Here is a 20504-nt window from a genome sequence, read left to right as displayed (position 1 = left end):
AAAGATACTTATAAAATAGGAACCTTATTTTTAATTTTATCATAAGTATTCTTTACGGCTTTGGGCGGTGCAAAACGATAACCGATGTAGATCAGGCCATACACATTATTGTTGTGAAGTGTTGATTCTGAATCTTCTTTATAATTATAAGATGTATAATTCAGCTTACCTCCGAATAAAAACCTGTCTGTATTGTACCCGATGTGAATTCCGCCGCCGAAATTATGGGTAAAATATTTATTATTTTCTTTTTCGGACTTTCCTCCGTCTGGCATATCTTCCTGATAACCTGACCATTTTCCACCAATTCCTGCAAATGCAAATGGTGAAAAATTAATTTTATCCGTAATCAGCCAATTGTAATAATAGGCCAGATTAAGCCCCAGGTTAAACTGTGTTTCCTTACTTTTTAAATCATCTACTTTATTTCTAAAATAAGTAAGATCATAATCTAAAGACGGCACCAGGCTTCCATTGCTCTCTTTTTGCCATTCTCTTTGATAATAAATCCCTTCCAAAGAAAAATCTTTATTGAAAGAATATGCAGTAGTTCCGCCAAAACGCTGAATCCTAAGTTCAGGAAACTGTATATAAGGATCTCTTCCTTCCTGCCAGTCCGGGTCTATATCTCCCATATTTTTAAGGTAAAACCCTTTCATGTTTTTGTAAGACAAAGTCTGGATAAATTTTCCGGGAAAAAGCCTTATTTTAAAATCTGTATAAGAGCTTTTTCCTTTTAGATTATTATCATTATTCCCGGGGATGAAACTGGGCGCAAAACCTAAAGATAAACTTATAATCCTGTAATCTACAGAAAAAGACATATTGGTATTGCTGTTTAAAGAGATTTTTGTTTTATAGCTTTGCCCTTCTTCTTTTGAGCTTAAGACAAAATCTTCAATATTCGTATCAAAATTTACGCGGACCATTATCTGATCTTCGTAAGAGATAATTTTTGTAGAATCTGCTTTCTGTCCTTTGATTCCTACACAGGAAAGCAATAAAAGAAAGAAGAATTTTATGTTTCCATTCATTTGCATTTATTTTGAATGAAATTACAAAAAAAATTAAATAAAATTAAGAACATCCGCAATCTTTGTCGCAGTTGGTTCTTTTTGAGCTGAATTTTTTCGGTGCGAAATTTTTCTTTAATACTTTGAATAAAGAATAACAAGCGAACGCAACAACCAGTGCAACAATTACATATTGAAATATTAATGAAGAATCCATTATTTTAAAATCTGATATGCTATCATGGACACAAAATATGCCAAACCCGTCATCATTACAACCTGTAAGCCAGTCCATTTCCAGCTTTTGGTTTCTCTGTAGACTACTGCAAGCGTAGAAACACACTGCATTGCAAACGCGTAAAACAAAAGTACCGAAACACCCGTAGCAAAGCTAAAAACTTTTTCTCCGTCTGGTTTTACATCTCGTCTCATTTTATCGATCACTTTCACTTCAGGGGCATCATCTTCCAGGCTGTACAGCGTAGACATTGTTCCTACGAACACTTCTCTCGCTACAAAACTCGTCAAAATTCCCACTCCCATCTTCCAGTCGTACCCAAGTGGTTCTATTACCGGCTCGATTCCTTTACCCATTTTTGCCAGATAAGAATGATCAAGCTCAACATTGGTAGCTACAAACTGATCAGGCTTTTGTTTTGGCCCGAAATAGCTCAAAAACCAGATAATGATGCTTACAAAGAAAATAATTTTACCCGCTCCCGTAATGAAATCCCAAACTTTACCTAAAACCATTTTGAAATCATATCCGAAAAGTGGTTTTTTATATGTTGGAAGGTCCATCACCAGATAGGTCTTACCTTTATTTTTTATAAATCTTTTAAGAATTGCCGCAGAAAGTAGCGCTACTATAAAACCAAGCAGATACATCCCCATCAAGACTAAAGCTTTATATTTAATTCCTAAAAACGTACCATCCGAGATAATTAATCCGATAATAATGCTGTACACCGGAAGCCTCGCCGAACACGTCATAAAAGGAGTTACCAGAATGGTCAGCAACCTCTCTTTTAAATTTTCAATATTTCTTGTTGAAATCACTGCCGGGATTGCACAGGCCGTTCCTGAAACCAGCGGCACAATACTTTTCCCGTTTAATCCGAAAGGCCTTAAAAGCCTGTCCATCAAGAAAACAACCCTTGCCATATATCCCGAATCCTCAAGTAAATAAAGGAAATACAACAGAATCCCAATTTGTGGTGCAAAAACTACAATTCCACCAATTCCCGGGACGATTCCATTTGAAATTAATGAATTTATGGGTCCTTCAGGTAAATGTTCACTCGTGAAAGCTGCCGTCCATGAAAACAGATCATCGATCCAGTTCATAGGATATTCTGCAAGGAAGAAAACACTCTGGAAAATAATCAGTAAGATTAATAAAAAAACTACGTAGCCCCAGAATTTATGAACTAAAACCTTATCCAGTTTCTCAGTCAATAATTCTTTGAACTGCGGTTTTTTTGAAATGACATTGGATAAAATCTTATCAACGTTCTGATATCTTCTTACCGTTTCCTGAACCTGTAATCTTTTCGGAACCAGACTTTTGGAATCCGGCTCATTCATTAAGCCGATAATGGATTCTATTCTGCCCAGATCTGTTCCAAGAGAAAGGCTCATCCATGCTTTATATTCATTATCAAACCCTTTATGAGAGGCTAATTTTTGAATAAAATCTTTATGTTCATTCGGAGTTTCGAAGGATAGTTTTTCTGTTTTTACAAACCGGTTGTTTAAAACCGCTTCTTTAATTTCATCAATTCCGACCTGCTCTTTTGCATTGGTCTGAATGATGGTAATTCCTAATGCTTCCGAAAATTTTTGAATATCAATATGAATTCCTCTTCTTTCCGCCTGATCTATCTGATTGACCACCAAGATCATCGGCACTCCCAAATCCTGAATCTGCTGTAATAAAAGAAGTCCTCTTTTTAAGCTTAATGCTTCAAGAATATAGATCACCCCGGCATAATCCTGCTGATTATCAATAAGAAATTTGGAAAAAATAGCTTCATCCTCAGAGCTTGGATAGATACTGTAGGAACCCGGCAGATCTATTATCTCAACCTCCTCATTTTTAAACGTATAATGCCCGGAATGGCTTGCTACGGTAACGCCGGCATAGTTTCCGGTTTTCTGCTTTTTGTTGCAAAGCGCATTGAAAACCGTTGATTTCCCCACATTAGGATTTCCTACTAAAAGGACTTGTTTTTTCTGAGTTCCCCGCATTAATTCAATTCTTCAACAATAATAAAATTCCCTTCCTCCTCGCGAAGTGCAATACGGCTTTTTTCATCTCCAAACTCCACGTACATCGGCCCATTGAAGGGCGCCTGGTACAAAATCCTGAAAGAGGTTTCCGGAAGAAGCCCCATTTCTATGATCTTATTTGGCATTCTAAGATGGTCATTATCATAGCCCAGTATCTTCCCTGTTTTGTTTTTAGGGAATCTGCTCAATGTATGTAAATCCTTATCTTTCAAAGCCTCCATTTTTGTTTTGCAAATATACGCTATTTAAATTTAATCTAAATAAGAAAGGTTCAGAGAGATTACTTTCTGAACCTTTTTCTTATATTTAATTATTATTAAACTCCTCCAAAAGAAGCTAAACAGCTAGCTGTTGCAACTGCTTCTATAAAACCACTTTCAGTAGGTATTCCCATTGACAAATACATTAGAGAAAGTGACATTGAGTTATTAAATACACATTGTTGAAAAGGACTTTGAACTGGTTTTAGCATAATTTTTATTTGACTCTTTTCTTCTTTAATGTTTTTTTTAGTAACTAAAAAATTGTCTTCTTTTGATAAATTCTTTTTAAACTTAGGCTCTTCTGTTTTGGCAAATACAATTGTAGTTGACATCAATAATGATGCGATAATAGTTTTTTTCATTATAAATATTCTATATTGTTATATCTAACAAAACTAGCAAAGTTTTAATAAAAATCAAACTATCGTGAACTATTTTTTAAAATTATAGGAACATTTCCTTTTTTTAGTTGAAAAAGAAATAATTTTTTAACTTCTACAATAATCCTACTAAATATTAATCATAAAAATCAACCCAAACACATGTCTGTATTTGGGTTGATTTAAAATATAAATTAGTTGATATGAATGCTTACTTTTTCTTTTTTTCAGACATTTCTGATTTTTCAATTGGGTTATCATTAGATCCAAAAAAATCCTTAACTTGTTTTTCCATTTTTTTCATGAAATCTCCAACTGTTCCATTTGTTCCCGGCATTGGTCTGTTCATATTCTCTGGTGTCATATATGGGCGTGATTCTGCAAAAGGGTCAGCTTTATAGTTATCATATGATTTTTGAAATTTTTCTTTATTTACTAGAGTAATTGTATTACTCATCATTCCCATTTTAGCATTAATTTTGTCTGCGTAAGATAATTCTTCATAATCATCTATTTTTTTATTTCCATTCAGTTGCCAAGAATAATTTTTTTCAGAATCTTCAATTTTAACAATTAAACCAGGAAGGCCATAAAATTTATATGGTCCATCTTGAAATGGAATATCTGTACTAAACCAAGCTATCCAATTTCTTCCTCCAAATTCCGTAGTTGCTTTTTGTGTGTTATATTCACCAATTTTTTGTTTCTCTGGTAAAATCTTCCAATTTAATTTAACTACATCTTCATATGCGAAAAGATTCCTGCTAATTCTGTCAACGTATTGAATTTTCATATCCGGATAAGACTTAATAATCTTATATGAAAATTTAGGCCACTTTATTAGTTTAGACATATCCTTAAAAGATTTTGTCTTTTCCATTTCTTCTATTTGAACTTTAATTATAGAATCTTGCGCAGGCATTGTATAATCCTGATAAATAGATTTTTTAGGAGTAATATCTAAAATTGTCATTACCTTATCCAATTTTGCAGAATCTTTCTTCGGTTTAAAAGTTAATTCATAAAAGAATCGGTTGGCCGTTTCTTTCGAATCTTTGTCCTGAGCGCTTACAAAAGCAAAAAGAGCGATAAAAAATATTGAAAATAGCTTTTTCATTTTTAAGGAAGTTTATTAATTAGTTAGTGGTTTCTAACTTTTGTTACATCTCTTTTTATTTTTATTTTAAATATTTTTAATTGTGTTTGAGATGGGAAACTTGAAGATTAGAATTTAAAGCTAATTATACTATTAAAAAAACCAACCTTTTTTAGGGTTGGCTTTTTTAATTTTTATTTAAAGTTGAATTTTACGGTGAACATGACCTGGCTTGGGCGAAGCTGGATTCTTGTGTATGTGGTTGATCCAAACTGACCGTCTAAATTATATGTTTCAAAAACTCTTCGGTTAGCAACATTCATCCATTTTAACTCAAAGTCGATTTTCTTTTTTGCCCATGTAAACTGATAAGAAATATCATAAAAAGGGTTGTTATACTTATTGTTTCCATTAGATGTATTTACCTGATCCCAATTGAATCCAATGGTATGATTTTCAATTGGATAAAAGAAAAGTGCTAAATTGTGATTATACCCTTTATTAATTCCCAACTCTCCACCTCGGCTATCTTGTTTTGTTCTTGAAAAGCTCATATTGTAATCTAAGCTCATCCAGCTGAAATAGGTGTTGTTGAATTTGAAGCCGTATGTTTGGGCATTATTTTTATTTTTAAATTCCTGATCATCTAAGAAAGCATCTGAAACTGAAGTTGTATTTCCGTAGCTAATTGAAGCATTGGTTTTAAATTTAGGGAAGTATTTACCAATCTCGGCACTGAATCTATTGCTTTTTGAATGGTTTTCCTGATCTCTGTACTGCATTAATGTAAATCCTGTAGATGGATCCAGAATTGGTGAGCTTAAAAGGTTTCTTTTGCTGTCACTTAACGAGTAGTTAACATTAAAGAATAGATTATTCAATGGATTTCTATATTCGATTCTTGCCCCTCCGCTTGTAGTTGTTGTTTGTGGTATCGGGTTTTTAGGGTCCATTACATTAAATCCTGTAGGTGACAATAGCATGTATCCTGCATAAGCCGTCTGAATGTCACCGAAATTATTACTGATATTTCCGTTTACACTTGCTTTCCAGAAAGAAGCAAATGTATACTGCGCAAAAATATTTGGTGTAAATGTCGTTCTGTTTAAAGTTTTAGAAACACCTCTTAAATCATCTTCAGCCTTAATATTATTAAAATTAACAGGGAAATTTGCAAATAAACTCCAATTCTCTGATTTATAATTTACACCAACAGACGCATTAGGATTAATTTCGGTAAATTTTAAATTGTTTTCATAAGCGGGACTGTTGAAATCTGGCTGTATATCGCCAGGATTTAATGGAACTGCTAATCCATCAAAGTTTGTATTTAGCTGATCTGATGAAAAATCAAATCCAACTTGTGGAGTAAATGTCCAGCCTTTTGTGGAAAAACTAATATTTGCAGAATGAGAAGTGTCTAAAGTTTTAAGTCTGAACCTTTGTTCTGCAATTGAACCCGGTGCAAAATTAATTCTGTCAATTGTATTTTCGTTTACTTTAAAAGGAATTAGTAAATAACTAGCCGGAGAAACCTGAAGAGTTTGGTTATCATCCTGATAGCTGATATAAGATTTCAGGTTTACCATCTTTTCTTTCCATGGAATAATAGTACTCAATGAGTTTTGGAATGATGAAGTTGGCGACTGTACTGATTCATTTCCTATTCTTGCATCTCTTTCTACATAAGCTCTGTCACCGTTCCAGAACTGGCTAAAACTTGTTGTATTTTTAAAGAAGCCCTTCTTTGCATTTTTAGTAAAAATTAATTCACCTTTTATTTTATCCGTATAAAAATTATTTCTTACGCTATTAATTACTTTAGATCCGTTTAAATAAATTGTCTCTCTATAATCTTCCCTTTCAACGGCATTATTGGTATAATTAGCGTTTGCTTTTAATTCCCATTCTTTTTTCTTGTCAATATTTGTAAGGTAATTAGCTGATAGGTAATGAACATTATTCATTAAATATCTTTTTACGGGAGTATTTGGTGTACTAGCATTTTCCACATTAAGCCAGTCATTCTGTGAGGCATTTATTCTTCTCCCTTCCCATCCGCTTCCAAAAGCTAAAATATTTCCTTCATTTTCCACCTGTTCCCCTACATTATTGGTTTTATAATTAACTACCCACTGACTTTTCTGCCCGAAAAACATGGGGGTTAATTTTATATTCCATAAAAAAGGATCCAATCCTACTCCTACTTCACCGCGGCCGGTCATGGTAACCGAATTTTTCAGCTTGATATTGATGGCTGCCTGGTCAGAAGGCACTTTATCCTGAAGAATCTTTACAGGCTGGTGATTTTCCAGTACCTCTACCTTTTGTACGGCATCTTTCGGAAGCGAGTTGTTGATGGTTCCATACCCTCCTTCCATAAGGTCTTTTCCGTTTACATAGAATTTATTGATGGCATTTCCCTGATAGAGAATTGTTCCGTCTGTGTTTACTTCAATGCCGGGTATTTTCTTCATTACATCTGCCAGAGTCCTGTCACTTTTACTGTCGAAGGCTTTCAGATCGTATGCAATAGTGTCACCTCTGGCGGTGATAAGTTTTGTTTTTAGCTGAACTTCTTTGATTTCCGTAGCTTCGGCCTGCAGTTTAAAATCCAGATTCTGGTCGTTATTGGCTATTTGCTTTGTTATGGGTCTTTGGTTGAAAGCTTTTACTTTCATATCCACATTAGGTTCTGCAGAAGTAAAGCTTACTTTATATTCTCCCTTTGAATTTGTAATTGCATAGGTCAGGATAGCATCTTTACCAGGCTCCTCCACCGTCACACTTGCACTTGGTATGGCAACCCCGTCTTCATCCGTGATTTTTCCTGAAACTGTTTTTTGGGCAAAAGACAGTACTGAGAAAAAAATCATAAGGAATAAAGAAATTTTCTTTTTCATAATTTATTATTTGCTTAATTAGTTATAGGTTATAGCTTTTTTGTTACACTTTTATAAAGATAGATTTTAAACAAGAAAGTTAAAGCCAATATTATAACTACAAATATAGTTATATTTTTTTATTATCCGTAGCTCTTATTTTTTTGTAATAATATTTCACATTTTATAGAAAAAAATTCTATGTTATTTAGAGTTTAAAGCGTTTTGAGGGCGAAAATAAATTTTTGTCCGTTTTAATTATTATATATTTTCTTTAACTTTTATTTTTGTAAAATATTTCACTCATCATGAGACTTATTTATTATTCTCTTCTGTTTATGATTATTAAATCTAACAGATTTAAGGATAATAGAGTTTTTTTCATCTAAATATTTGTGTTTTTAAGCCCTGATTTTTCAGGGTTTTTTTAGCTTTATACAGCGATTATATTTGCAAGCACTTATATTCAGAAAAGCAAACACAAGGTGAACAAATCACGTCCTGTTGAAAAATTACAATTGATAATACCCAATAAAACAGGCTATTGAAGATTAATTTGTAAAAAAATAAAAAAATTTTAAAATTTTTTTTGACAATAAATCATTCAATAAAAATGGAAATTTAATTTTTTATTTGAAGCATAATTTTTTATTTAGATAAAATTTTAAAAACCAACCTCAAAATGCCGATATTTTATCCTCTTTTCAGCAATTTTGTAATTAAAATAAATGTTTTATCTTCGCTTCAGAATGAATTTTTATTCAATCAATTTGTGTTTTTGCCCTGTGAATTCTTTTGCAGGGTATTTTCTTTTCAGCAGGTCAACATTAGCCTTATTTTCCATATTTTATTTAGTCTAAATAGTTAAAATTGATTTGTATCATAGATTAAAAAAAGCTTAAACTTGTTAACATATATATTTATTTAATAATTTTGTAACATAAATTTTTAAAGATGGGAATTAACTTAAAGCCGATAGATGTTGTAGATGATATTACTCAACAGGAATTCATCGAAAAGTATCTGAAGCCAAGAAAGCCTGTTGTAATTAAAAACATGGCAAAAAAATGGCCTGCGTACCAGAAATGGACAATGGAATACATGAAGGAAGTGGTAGGAGATGTAGAAGTTCCGTTGTATGACAGCTCCAAGGCAGATCCGGCCGCTCCCATAAATACCCCCACTGCAAAAATGCAGTTCAAAGATTATATAGACCTCATCCAAAGAGAGCCTACCGATCTCAGGATTTTCTTTTTTGATCCTATAAAACAGGCAAAAAAACTATTGGAAGATTATATTTCTCCAAAAGATCTGATGGGTGGCTTCTTAGATAAATATCCTTCTATGTTTTTCGGGGGGAAAGGTTCTGTAACCTTCCTTCATTATGATATTGATATGGCACACATCTTCCATACCCACTTCAACGGCAGGAAGCACATCCTTCTTTTTGATTATAAATGGAAAGAGAGACTATACCAAATCCCTTATGCAACGTATGCTTTGGAGGATTATGATATAGAAAACCCGGATTTTACAAAGTTTCCGGCATTGGATGGCGTAGAAGGAATTGAATGCTTCCTGGAGCACGGAGATACCTTATTTATGCCGACGGGATGGTGGCACTGGATGAAGTATCTGGACGGAAGCTTCTCCATTTCTTTGAGGGCTTGGGACAAATCCTGGGCAGTGAAAGCACATTCTTTATGGAATCTTACGGTACAGCGCAAATTTGATGACATTATGAAGAAAAACTTCAAGAAAAAGTATATGGACTGGAAAGAAAAAGTAGCTGTAAAAAGAGCAGAAATGGCCTTAAAAAAAGGCTTACCAAAATAAAAAAGAGACGTTTCAGTTTAGAAACGTCTCTTTTTTTATAAGCAAAATTTATCTTTTAATTATTTTATGGGTTCTTTCTTCATTTCCTTCCTTAAATTTCACAATGTAAGATCCTTTTGTTAACTGCTGAACATTGATTTTTACATTTTCAGAATTTCCTGGAACCTGCAGCTGAAGTCTTCCGGACAGGTCATAAACTTTTATATCTGAAATTTTGTTTTTACTTTCAATATTCAAAACATCTGCAACAGGATTAGGATAGATTTTCGCTTCTTTTTTGCTGATTTCCGTTGTTGCCAGCGCACCACTTGATGTTACCTTAAAATCATCAATTCCTACAAACCACTGATCCGTAGTAGAAGAATAGAAAGCAATATAAATCGTTTGTCCTGCATAAGCAGATAAATCGTAAGTATATTGTGTCCAGGTGCCACCTGGCGGGGTTATGTCTGCTGCCAGAGTGGTGGTAAATGCAGAAACTGCCGGAGTTGTTGTAGAAATTTTTACGCTAAACTTCTCGGTGTAAAAGCTCGCAGCATTTATAGCCCAAAAACTAAGCTTATCAGAAACTCCCGGGGTCACTGTAATTGCAGGCGATATCGCATAATCATCATGGGCGGTTGTAGAAAATTCTATTCCCAGAAAAGCTGATCCGGAATATGGGAAAACTTCGTATGTGGCATCATAGTATGTCCATCTATCCCATGTATTCTCAGGGTCTCCGCCATTAGAGACAGTCCAGTCTGAAGGCATTGAAGCACCATCAAAACTTTGTGTGTACTGTGCAGATAAAACCGCAGGCAATAATCCTAAAACTATTGCTAATCGATTAATTTGTTTCATATTTGTTGAATTTTATTGTACGCAAATTATCAACATCAAAAAACAAAAACAAATAAAGAAGGCTCAATAATAAATTTTTAAAATCATCTTAAAAAAACTTTTTTCAATAATATTTCTCCAAATAATTATATATAAAGTCTTTTTTGTAAATTATTCTAAAAAGAGGAGATGACTTTACTACATTTTCACAGTTAAAATTATTCTATTGTTTTATAGTTTAATAAAAATTTTTCCCCTCTGCCTTTATCTTTGACTGGCAGTTAAATTATTGCTGCTTTAAAAACTGTTGATTACCCATAGACAAAAAATAAATTTTACATACCACATCATTGCTTTTATCAACTAAAACGGTACACTTTTAGATTAGATGAATTTAACACACACAAAAAAATATTACATATGAATTCATCTACACAATCAGAAAACATCAATTCTCATTTTAACAGAGAAGTTGAACGTCAAAAAGCCATTAAAGCGCTTGAAAAAGCAAAAAGCATTAAAAGAAAAGTTGTTTTTCTGCCACAGGGAGCAACAGGAAATGTCAACTACAATAATTTTTAATTGAAAATAAAATAAGCTGCAGTTAGCAGCTTATTTTTTATGTTGATAGTTACAAAATTCTGTAAACAGGATACTGTCTAAAGGTCTTTTCTTCGAAGTAAGGAGAATGTCTGTATATCCAGTCCAGCTGGGCGTTTCCATCGTCTGCAAAATTTTTATCGCTTGTTTTTTTCGCTTCAAATTTTTGCTTTAAATCATTATCTTTCTTTAGCAGCTCTGCTGCCGTATCTTCAAAAATATAAGCTGAATAATATTCTTTCTGTGCTAAGATTCCGTCAAAGAAATTCCAGTTGAAAAATGAGTCTAAGGCTTCAGGTTCAAGGGTTTCTATGATATATTTTACGCCGTCCTGATGGGTAGGAATCAGATAATCTCCTGCAGAGAAAGTCAGTTTTTTACTTGATTTGTCAACAGTCGTTTCAAAATGAAGATAATGACCTTCGTATGGGTTTTTAACCGTTTTAAAATCATTAATTTTATAAGATTCTACTGTAATAGCACTGTCTTTCTGCATCGTTTTCATCTGAATTTTATTTCTTCTCAATTCTTCAATGACACGATACTGTGATTGCGGAACCACATAATATTTTGGGATCGTAATATAGCCCGTAGGAACGGCCGTTGTAAATAATTTTATTTTTTTGGTAAAAGGTTTATTTCTGTCATAATACAATCTCGGTTTTCCGGAAATTTCACTTGGCTTATATTTTCCCTCGAATCCTTTAAAATCCATGGTAGAATATTTTGTGGAATCTATTTTCCAACGGATTCCATATTGTTTTCCGGCTTGGTATTGCTTCAAATTTTCTACTCGAAGCTGTTTTATCTTCTTATAATCTTTATCTAAATTCTGAAGGTTCACGAACATATATTTATACGTTGCGTCCACCCTTTTGTCATAAGGTTTCAACATATGCGTTTCAGGAACGGTTCCCAAAGAATTAAAAAGCGATGTATATCCTGTAGAATATCTCGGTGAATCTTCGAACGAAGCAAATCCTACCTCAGGAACATCCCCATGAATATTAACATAAGGCGTGCTTTCGTAACCAAGCTCCTTTAAATCTTCAAGGTTTTTTGTCTGATAACTGTTATAAAAATACTCTCCCAAAACAGTTCCCAAACGTTCTTTAAAGGTAGAAATATAAGTGAAGGTATATTGATAATCAGCTCCGTTACTTACATGATTATCAATAAAAACATCCGGTTTCAGCCATTGATAGATTTCCTGAAAACTTCTGGCGTTTTTTGTGTCAGATTTAATAAAATCCCTGTTTAAATCATAATTTCTTGCATTTCCCCGAAAGCCATATTGCTCAGGACCGTTTTGATTGGCCCTGGAAAATGAGCCCCGATTCAGCATTCCGCTCACATTGTAGGCTGAAATAGCTGCCACAATAAAATTCTGCGGAGTTTTGATTTTTTTCGTCGCCAGATCGCGCATCAGCATCATCGTAGCATCAATTCCGTCCGGTTCACCGGGATGAATGCCATTATTGATGAAGAGAACTGCTTTTTCTTTTCTTATTTTTTCTATATCTTTTTCGGGAAAAGGATTATAAATGACCACATATATTGGTTTTCCGTTATCATCTTGTCCTTTTTTCAGGTATTGAATCGTGTTAAAATTTTTAGCCAAATCCTCATAATATGCATTCATCTCATCATAGTTTGCCGTCTGATTTCCATTTCCTTTCTCAAAAGGAGTCTGAAATTGGGTTTGAGAATATGCAAAAGATGTAAAGAGAGAAAATAAAAGATATTTCAGTTTCATGGAAGTGCTATTTCGAGCTTCAAAATTACTTAAAGTTTAGGAAACTGATTATTATTTTTAACACAAAGGCCGCAAAGGTTTATTTAAAGTTGTTCTGTATATTTTTGTTCGCAAAGGCGTTTCACTCAGCGAAGAAATTAATGCAGAAGCTTGTCCTTCTGACGAAGGAAGAAACTCAAAGATAAAATAGTTCAGGACTTTTGAATCCGCCATGAATGTCGCCTATTGCTAATGTTCTTTTCATTTTCTGCCCGTTTGTATGACATATTTTTTTATATAATTCGGACAAGAATTAAAAATTTTTTCAACATCTACCAATCTACAGTTTTTTTTATCAGTAATAAAACGTGCAATATATGCAGCAGGAATATCCTCCCCGAACAATTCATTAACTCTTTGTTCTAAACTATCTGTTTCCAAAGAAAAGTCTTTTACTTTTTGTTCAAATTCTTTAAATGTCATCTCAAAATATATTTTGCATCCACAAAATCTGTGAGCCAGACGTTATTGTCAGAAAGATAAAATTCTATTCCATCTGCAAACATTTTTCCTGCTTCAACGATCAGAATAACCGGTTTTCCGTGGCGCATTCCAACTTTGGTTGCGGTTTCTTTGTCCTGACTTAAATGAACATGCTGCCGATTTCTCTTTTCAATTCCTTTTTCTAAAATAGAATCAATATTCGTTTGAGCCGTTCCATGATAGAGAAATTCCGGTGGCTGTTGTGGTTTTAAAGCCAGATCAATCTCAATAGAATGTCCCTGATTTGCTCTGATTCTTGTTTTATCTTCATTAAAAATAAAGCGTTTTTTATCATTGGTTTCCACAATTTCATCCAACTCCTCAAAGGTAAAGCCCTGAGAATCGTTGGTAGATTTTGCAATTAACTCTTCAACATCTGCCCATCCGTTTTCATCCAAATTCAAACCAATGAGTTCAGGATGATGCCTGAGAACATAGCTCAGGAATTTGCTTGTTTTTTTCTTTTGTTGTTCGTTCATGGTATTTGTTTTCATTTCATTAGTTTTTTTTCTAATTTACTACATAAGTTTTCAATATTTTCTTTTCTTGCCAACGCCGCAATCCATTCTTCGGGAATATTTTCAAAGCCATAATAAATTCCGGCAATTCCTCCTGTGATAGCTCCGGTTGTATCAGTGGCTTCTCCCAGGTTAACTGCTTTTAACACTGCTTCGGAGTATGTTTCAGAATTTAGAAAGCACCATAGTGAAGCTTCTAAACTGTTGAGAACGTAGCCTCCAGAGCTAATTGTATCTTCGTGATAATCTGAAATATCATCCTTTAAAACCCTATCAAAAAGCTGAATTTCTTTTGGGTTAAAACCTTGAATTTCTGCAAATTCCAAAGCTGCTTTTTGAGTATGATGATAAGCCTGTTCTTTATCTTTTCCTTTTATTAATTCAACTGCAAAAATCACATAGATAAAACATGCAAAGACAGAACGAAAATGCCCATGCGTAATGGATGAAACTTCTTTTACAGTTTGATATAACATCTCAATATTTTCTTCATCTTTAAGATAAAAAGCTAGGGGAAGAGTTCTCATTAAAGAACCGTTCCCATTATCTTCTTCAAAAATATTTCCTGAAAATCTGGCACTTTCACCTTTAATTAATCTTGCAATTGAATGTCTTGTTGTTCCGCCAATATCGAAAAGTCTTCCATGAGCCGTCCAATGTCCATATTTTACCCATTTCACAAAACTCTCTCCAATTTTTTCTAAATCATATCCTTTACTTAATTGTTCTGCAATACAAAGGGTTAACGAACTGTCATCACTCCACGTTCCTTTCGGCTGGTTCCAAGAGCCGAATTCCTGCATGGTTACAACAGGAAAACTTTTCAAAGTTTCTCTGCTTTTAAATTCCACCGGAACACCCAACGCATCACCGACACAAACTCCGAAAATTCCTGCTTTAACAATGTTTTCCATCAGGCAAGATTTACCAGTTTATCAAATAGCAATTTCATTCCATGAGTTGCCGTTTCTTTCATCACAACAGCTCTTTGTCCGTATCCGAAGTTTGTTTCGTTGGGATTGATAACAATTAAAAGACAATCATCTTTGATCTCATGAAGTAATCCTGCCGCCGGATAAACCTGTAAAGACGTTCCGATTACTAAGAAAATGTCTGCTTCTTTTGCTTTTTTTGTTGCTTCTTTCATCAATGGAACATCTTCCCCAAACCAAACAATAAATGGTCTTAGCTGAGCACCGTCTTCAGCCTTATCTCCTATATTGATATCACCTTTTTGATCGTAAATCAAATTTTTATTATTACAGGAGCATGACTTAAACAATTCTCCGTGTAAATGGATGATATGGGTAGAGCCTGCTCTTTCATGCAGGTCATCAATATTTTGGGTGATGATCTGAACTTCGAAATATTTCTCCAACTCTGCCAATAATCTATGTGCATCATTCGGTTCAACCTCATGAAGCTGGCGGCGTCTCTGGTTGTAAAATTCCAATACGAGAGCTCTGTCTTTTTGCCATCCTTCCGGACTTGCCACATCCGTTATATTATGATTTTCCCAAAGACCATCTCCGTCTCTGAAGGTTTTTATTCCGCTCTCGGCGCTGATTCCGGCGCCGGTTAATATGGTTAGTTTTTTCATTTTGTTTTTTTATAGTTTATCTTTAACGCAAAGTTCGCAAAGATTTTTTTCTACTAGCTGCTTTTTAAGTTCGCAAAGGCCTTTCACTCAGCAAAGAACATGAAGGGTTAAATTATCACATTAAAATCTTTCCAGGAGCTTTTTATAAATCTCTTCATTTTCATCATCAAAACAGACAAAAATAATTTTTTCTATAACATCTGATTGGAAATTTTTCGCTTGGTCAACAGCAATTTTCCCTGCCAGTTCTTTTGGAAATCTGTAAACGCCTGTACTTATTTTAGGAAAAGCAATGGTTTTTACCTCCCGACTTTCTGCCAATTTCAAGGAATTTTGATAACAATTTGCTAATAGTTCAGAACATTTTTCTTCATCATCATTCCAAATAGGGCCTACGGTGTGAATAACATATTTTGCGGGAAGATTTCCGGCAGAGGTTATCACCGCTTCACCTGTTTTGCATTTTCCCTGCCGGTTTCTGATTTCGATGCACTCATCTAAAATCTGTTTTCCGCCCGCCCGATGAATAGCTCCATCAACTCCGCCTCCGCCGAGTAAGGATGAATTGGCGGCGTTTACTATTGCATCTGCTTTTATTTTGGTGATGTCTGCTTTTATTAATTCAATTTTCATAAAATCTGCTTTTTTCCCATTTTTCTACATTCTTTGTCCAATCAGGAATTGTATTTTCTTCACATGATAAAATACTTATTCCTCCAGCCATTGCACAAGTTGTATCTCTATCGCCTAAGACAGAAACAGTATTCCAAAGACATTCTTCAAAATTGTTTCTGTATCTTGAAAGCATCCAGATGACGATAGGGACTGTATCCTGAGCGGTCATTTTAATTCCATTTCCTAGGGTTTTGACTAATAATTCAATACTTGGATTACCATCTAAATATAAAACTTTGTTTAGTTTACTTTTCATATCAGAATCATTCAATTCATCCTGAATTTTTTGAATAAAATCTTGTTGACCAAGTTTTATCAGTCCTAACTTTTCCTCAATCGTAAAAGCTGTAGCCAAAGCGACCGCTTTTGTTCCCTCAACAGCTTCTTTATTTGCATGAGTCACTTCACATGACCGCTCTGCATTTAATTTAAGTTTATCCAAGTCATCAAAAAAGTATGCCCCAATCACCGAAGCTCTCATTGCTCCGCCATTTCCCATCGAACCTTGTCCGTCAAATTTTGAATAAGAAACTTCTTTCCATTTTTCCCCATCTTTTATCGCCCTAAAATACTGATGCATAGACGGTCCATATCCTCTATTAACGTCTAAGTAATAATTTTTTGTAAACTCTTCTGCAAGAAAATCCTGATTGATTTCATCATACTTTTCCAAAGATTTGAAAATTGCAATTGCCATAATGGTGTCATCTGTGAAATCTAAAGAACTTTCAGGAATCATTCTCTGATGAATATAACTTTTCATCAAACTTTCTTCTCCGAAGAATCTTTCTCCAAAAGCATCACCGATAGCAACGCCCAAAAGTGATTTTGCAGCCAGTAAGAGTTTATTTATTTCCATTATATCTCTTGAAACGGTTTTATCATTTCCTCTTTTTTCGAAAGAATTGCAAAAACCACTCTTTTAAATTTATTTTTATACTTTCCGTGAAGATGTTTTTTAAATAATTCGGCAATTTCTTTCGGATCATTTTTGAAAACTCCGCATCCCCATGCTCCTAAAATCAATGTCTCATTTCCTTGGTTTAAAGCTAGAGCCAACATTTTATCCGTTCTTACATCCATAGCCCCGAAAATTTCATGTGCCCTTTCCGGTTCCTGACGTTTTACGACTCCTGCATTCACCGCCGGAGAAGTGATGAAATTGCACAAAACTGGTTTCGGTAACAGTTCACCTTTATCCTTTCTGAAAACCGGAACTTTCGGGCTGTAGATCATCATATCTGTGTAAAAACAAGATTCCATTGCACGATGGGTTTCGTAATATTCCCAACCCTGAAGCAAGCTGTCATGAAGTCCTGAAGTTCTTGCCAGACTTTCTTCCTGCGCTTCTGCTCCATTGATGAAACCTCCGCCGGGATTTTTTGCTGATGCAAAATTAAGACACATCAGTTTTTCCTGATTTTCTTCTTCGGCTAATTGTAAAATAGCTTTTAAAGAACTGCATCTCCAGACTTCAAACTGCGTTTCAAAATTGGTTTCGGGAAGTTCGTTTTTAGATATTTCCAAAAGTTCTTCTGGTGAAAACAAAATGGTTCCTTTTGTAGAAATTTCCATTTCGTTTTCTATATTGATTTTTTCGTTATGTTCGTTTATATAATATTTTCTGGCAAGAATATCTAATGTGTCTTTTGCCATTTCTTTATTTGTCATTGTTAGTTTTTTTATGTTTAATATTAAATTTTCTATATCAGCATTTGAAGGAATTTTAAAATCATTTCCTACAAACACTTTTATTACTTCAATATTTCCTATAATTGCCTGATTAAAAGTATCCATATCTTCTGATGGAACCCATAATTCATTATGGTTTTTTGCTCCGACATTTTGAGAAGGATATTTGTTCACTTCCTCTTCCAGAACTTCAAATTTGGTTACAAATCCGAGATAATTCCCTGCTTCATCTCTGGTATTCCATTTTTCTGCAATTTCGGAAGCATAATCTTCATTCAAAACAGCATAGAAAATTGGTTGCCATTCTAATCTTGGAGGAAATTTTTTATAATTACTTTCTATAATTAAAATCATTTCTTTTTCTCCGACGGGTCTGTAGAGTATTTTGGTTTTCATCATTTTACTTTTTATATTTTATTTTTAACGCAAAGTCCACAAAGGCTTTTTGTTAATAATTTATTGATTTTTAAGTTCGCAAAGGCGTTCAACTCAGCAAAGTTTTCAAAGTCATATATTTATATTAATTTGGCCAAAGCCATTGAATTCTTTTATTATAAAATGGGCTAAAGCCCATTCCTATTGATATAAATATTGCGTTTAATTATTAATTTTTCATCAATAAATTTGTTTAAAATCCTTTGAATACGGAGAATAAGATCCAAAAACTGCATCAAATTTCATCTTAAGATTTTCAATTTTAAACGCTTCATCTAATTGATCAAGACAGGTTACCACCAGATTTTTCTTCTGTGCAACAACGTAGGCTTCGTCCAACTTTAAGGCATAATTTAATACATCATAATCCAGATCTCCAAAACGCAAATCCTTTTGATATTCATTAAAAGTACAGGTTTCTTCCTGATTATTTTTCAGTTTTAGTGACTTTTCATTGCTCATCCATCCGCTTCCGTGACGGGTAGAGTAACTTCTGGTCACGTAAAACATTTCTATATCTTCAATTTTTAATAATTTACAGATTTCATACGCATTTTTTGAAGTTGTATTCGCATAGGTCACGTTCGGAAAAACGCCATGATCCATATCCAGTAAAATTCCCTGGCTTCCTTCAAAAATAAGGTGATCAAATGATTTTAAATACTCATACCCTTCTATTTTCCAGTCGATTTTATCAATTGCTTCTAAAAAATCCTGCAAGGCTGTTTCAATTTCTTCTCCTTCTTCAAATCCGTAATAATTTGCAATTCCTTTTAATTTTTCAATCAGCATCGTCCTTGGAGCGATTAAATCAACAGCAAATAATTTAAACGGACTTTCATTTCTTTTCATGGTTGCACCCACTCCTTTTCCGCATGTTCCGTGTTCCAGATTTTTGATATTTCTTCTGTTGTATTGCACATCAAAAGGCGTTGTTACTTTGGCTAACGGATGAATATGTAATTCAATATTTCCACCTTTCTGAACTAATTCTTCCCTTTCATTGAACAAAAACGGCGGATGAATCGTACAGTGTTCTGTAAAATACGAAGGCAAGCCACGCAACGCTCCACTTGCAAAGCTGGAATGAATATGCTTTTTATCATCAATCATCACCGTATGCGCCGCCTGCTGACCACCCGAAAACCGAATAACTACAGACTCAGGATGCTGCTGAGCCAGAAAATCGGTGGTGATGCCCTTTCCTTCGTCACCAAATCCTAAGCCTATAACTATTTGTGCTGTTTTCATTTTTAATACATTTGAATATGATCTAAATCTCCTAAATCTGTCCGTCCATCTGTTGTTTTTGTAAAACGATCTTTAAATCTGCTGCAAACCACATCTTTGATCACCTTCGGAACATCTCTGTAATCTTCGATTGACAAACAGTTTTGTCCCAAAAGATCTTTCCATCCTTTACCGGCATTTACAGCCTGTCCGGAATGCAAAACACTGATGTGAAAAACTTCATATTTCTTTTGTGCTTCTGCCAGTAATTCGGTATGCTTAAAAGTCTGCTGACCTGTTCCCATAATTTCCCTGATCGCGGAAGCCGGAAGTGTTTTCAGACAAGGTTCGTCGCCAACAGTGAATAACAATCCTTTCTGATTCCTTTTCTCAAAGGCATCTGTTCTTGTATGAAAAGCGGCAAAATACCAAGCCAGTAAATAGCTTTCTCCGGCATTTCCTCCGCCTCCGGATTCAATATAAGTTCTTGTTAACCACATATCAAGCTCTTCATCTCCAGATTCGAACTGACCGACCTGCAAAGGATAGCCGTCACATTCATGATCACCTATTCCTAAAAATAGGAGTGCTGCATCGGGAACACCGCCCTGGATAATTCCACCCATCAGTTTTGGTAATCCTTCCTGAATCAAATCATAAGGAATATGTCCCATACTTCCTGTGACATCCAATCCCAAAATAATAGGAACTGAATTAGGATGAACTGAAGAATCCCTTGATTCTCTAAAAGAAATGCCGTGCGGATTCATCGATTCGTGTGCTTTTCTTTTTGCATTCTGCGTGAAAATTTCACTTGCAGATTTTGATGCATATCCTGCTTTTCTTGCTCTGTCAAAACGAGCGTCCATGTCGTATCTTGTACTTCCCATAA

20 protein-coding genes are annotated in these 20504 nt (G+C 34.4%); 2 read left to right on the top strand and 18 right to left on the bottom strand.

What is annotated here, in order from left to right; translation table 11 throughout:
• Window positions 1–8: 8 nt before the first annotated feature.
• The 7 genes from H560_RS0103040 to H560_RS0103010 all read right to left on the bottom strand — a co-directional run bounded on the left by H560_RS0103040 (window position 9) and on the right by H560_RS0103010 (window position 7947).
• On the bottom strand, window positions 9–1034 hold the full coding sequence (locus tag H560_RS0103040) for a DUF4421 family protein (RefSeq protein ID WP_162143846.1): 1026 nt from the start codon (window positions 1032–1034) through the stop codon (window positions 9–11).
• A gap of 43 nt (window positions 1035–1077) precedes the next feature.
• Window positions 1078–1230, bottom strand: coding sequence for a hypothetical protein (locus tag H560_RS23225; protein WP_228372408.1), 153 nt, complete (start codon window positions 1228–1230; stop codon window positions 1078–1080).
• Window positions 1230–3263 carry a ferrous iron transport protein B gene (gene feoB / locus H560_RS0103030; RefSeq protein ID WP_027378674.1) on the bottom strand — a complete coding sequence of 678 codons (2034 nt, stop codon included), beginning with the start codon at window positions 3261–3263 and terminating at the stop codon, window positions 1230–1232. The genes H560_RS23225 and feoB overlap by 1 nt, the downstream gene beginning before the upstream one ends.
• Window positions 3263–3526: a FeoA family protein gene (locus H560_RS0103025; protein ID WP_034752145.1), complete on the bottom strand. Its 264-nt coding sequence runs from the start codon at window positions 3524–3526 to the stop codon at window positions 3263–3265. Before H560_RS0103025 ends, feoB begins: the two co-directional genes overlap by 1 nt.
• Window positions 3527–3621: 95 nt before the next feature.
• Entirely contained in the window at window positions 3622–3930 is a 309-nt protein-coding gene (locus H560_RS0103020) for a hypothetical protein (protein WP_027378672.1), read from the bottom strand.
• A gap of 229 nt (window positions 3931–4159) precedes the next feature.
• The gene (locus H560_RS0103015) at window positions 4160–5065 is read right to left on the bottom strand and encodes a GLPGLI family protein (protein ID WP_027378671.1); all 906 of its coding nucleotides are present in this window, start codon (window positions 5063–5065) and stop codon (window positions 4160–4162) included.
• Between the two features lie 173 nt (window positions 5066–5238).
• Window positions 5239–7947 (bottom strand): carboxypeptidase-like regulatory domain-containing protein, encoded by a 2709-nt coding sequence (locus H560_RS0103010; protein ID WP_027378670.1) that lies wholly within the window; start codon window positions 7945–7947, stop codon window positions 5239–5241.
• A gap of 933 nt (window positions 7948–8880) precedes the next feature.
• Here H560_RS0103010 and H560_RS0103000 point away from each other — a divergent pair.
• Complete coding sequence (locus H560_RS0103000) at window positions 8881–9762, top strand: cupin-like domain-containing protein (RefSeq protein WP_027378669.1); 882 nt, start codon at window positions 8881–8883, stop codon at window positions 9760–9762.
• Window positions 9763–9810: 48 nt separating this feature from the next.
• Here H560_RS0103000 and H560_RS0102995 read toward each other — a convergent pair whose 3' ends face one another.
• The gene (locus H560_RS0102995; RefSeq protein ID WP_027378668.1) at window positions 9811–10605 is read right to left on the bottom strand and encodes a T9SS-dependent choice-of-anchor J family protein; all 795 of its coding nucleotides are present in this window, start codon (window positions 10603–10605) and stop codon (window positions 9811–9813) included.
• Between the two features lie 399 nt (window positions 10606–11004).
• Between H560_RS0102995 and H560_RS22890 the strand changes: the two genes are divergently transcribed.
• Entirely contained in the window at window positions 11005–11166 is a 162-nt protein-coding gene (locus tag H560_RS22890) for a hypothetical protein (protein WP_155844944.1), read from the top strand.
• A 49-nt stretch (window positions 11167–11215) separates the two neighbouring features.
• Here the strand turns inward: H560_RS22890 and H560_RS0102985 are convergent, their stop codons facing one another.
• The 10 genes from H560_RS0102985 to H560_RS0102935 form a co-directional block, all read right to left on the bottom strand.
• Entirely contained in the window at window positions 11216–12940 is a 1725-nt protein-coding gene (locus tag H560_RS0102985) for a M14 family metallopeptidase (RefSeq protein WP_027378667.1), read from the bottom strand.
• A 240-nt stretch (window positions 12941–13180) separates the two neighbouring features.
• Window positions 13181–13402, bottom strand: coding sequence for a hypothetical protein (locus H560_RS0102980; RefSeq protein WP_027378666.1), 222 nt, complete (start codon window positions 13400–13402; stop codon window positions 13181–13183).
• Window positions 13399–13941, bottom strand: a complete 543-nt coding sequence (locus H560_RS0102975) for an RNA 2'-phosphotransferase (RefSeq protein ID WP_027378665.1) — start codon at window positions 13939–13941, stop codon at window positions 13399–13401. The genes H560_RS0102980 and H560_RS0102975 overlap by 4 nt, the downstream gene beginning before the upstream one ends.
• Window positions 13942–13952: 11 nt before the next feature.
• Entirely contained in the window at window positions 13953–14894 is a 942-nt protein-coding gene (locus tag H560_RS0102970; RefSeq protein WP_027378664.1) for an ADP-ribosylglycohydrolase family protein, read from the bottom strand.
• A complete protein-coding gene (locus H560_RS0102965; RefSeq protein WP_027378663.1) occupies window positions 14894–15580 on the bottom strand; it encodes an SIR2 family NAD-dependent protein deacylase in 687 nt (228 codons plus the stop codon). The genes H560_RS0102970 and H560_RS0102965 overlap by 1 nt, the downstream gene beginning before the upstream one ends.
• Window positions 15581–15700: 120 nt before the next feature.
• The gene (locus H560_RS0102960) at window positions 15701–16213 is read right to left on the bottom strand and encodes an O-acetyl-ADP-ribose deacetylase (protein WP_027378662.1); all 513 of its coding nucleotides are present in this window, start codon (window positions 16211–16213) and stop codon (window positions 15701–15703) included.
• The gene (locus H560_RS21000; protein WP_051289123.1) at window positions 16203–17114 is read right to left on the bottom strand and encodes an ADP-ribosylglycohydrolase family protein; all 912 of its coding nucleotides are present in this window, start codon (window positions 17112–17114) and stop codon (window positions 16203–16205) included. The genes H560_RS0102960 and H560_RS21000 overlap by 11 nt, the downstream gene beginning before the upstream one ends.
• Entirely contained in the window at window positions 17114–18346 is a 1233-nt protein-coding gene (locus H560_RS0102950; protein WP_228372407.1) for a TIGR02452 family protein, read from the bottom strand. The genes H560_RS21000 and H560_RS0102950 overlap by 1 nt, the downstream gene beginning before the upstream one ends.
• A 216-nt stretch (window positions 18347–18562) precedes the next feature.
• Entirely contained in the window at window positions 18563–19633 is a 1071-nt protein-coding gene (locus tag H560_RS0102940; protein WP_027378661.1) for an adenylosuccinate synthetase, read from the bottom strand.
• A gap of 2 nt (window positions 19634–19635) precedes the next feature.
• A complete protein-coding gene (locus H560_RS0102935; RefSeq protein WP_027378660.1) occupies window positions 19636–20502 on the bottom strand; it encodes a hypothetical protein in 867 nt (288 codons plus the stop codon).
• Window positions 20503–20504 lie beyond the last annotated feature (2 nt).

The sequence above is a fragment of the Chryseobacterium daeguense DSM 19388 genome (assembly GCF_000430825.1).
Taxonomy (GTDB): domain Bacteria; phylum Bacteroidota; class Bacteroidia; order Flavobacteriales; family Weeksellaceae; genus Chryseobacterium; species Chryseobacterium daeguense.
This window is presented reverse-complemented; position numbering and strand designations above follow the sequence as displayed.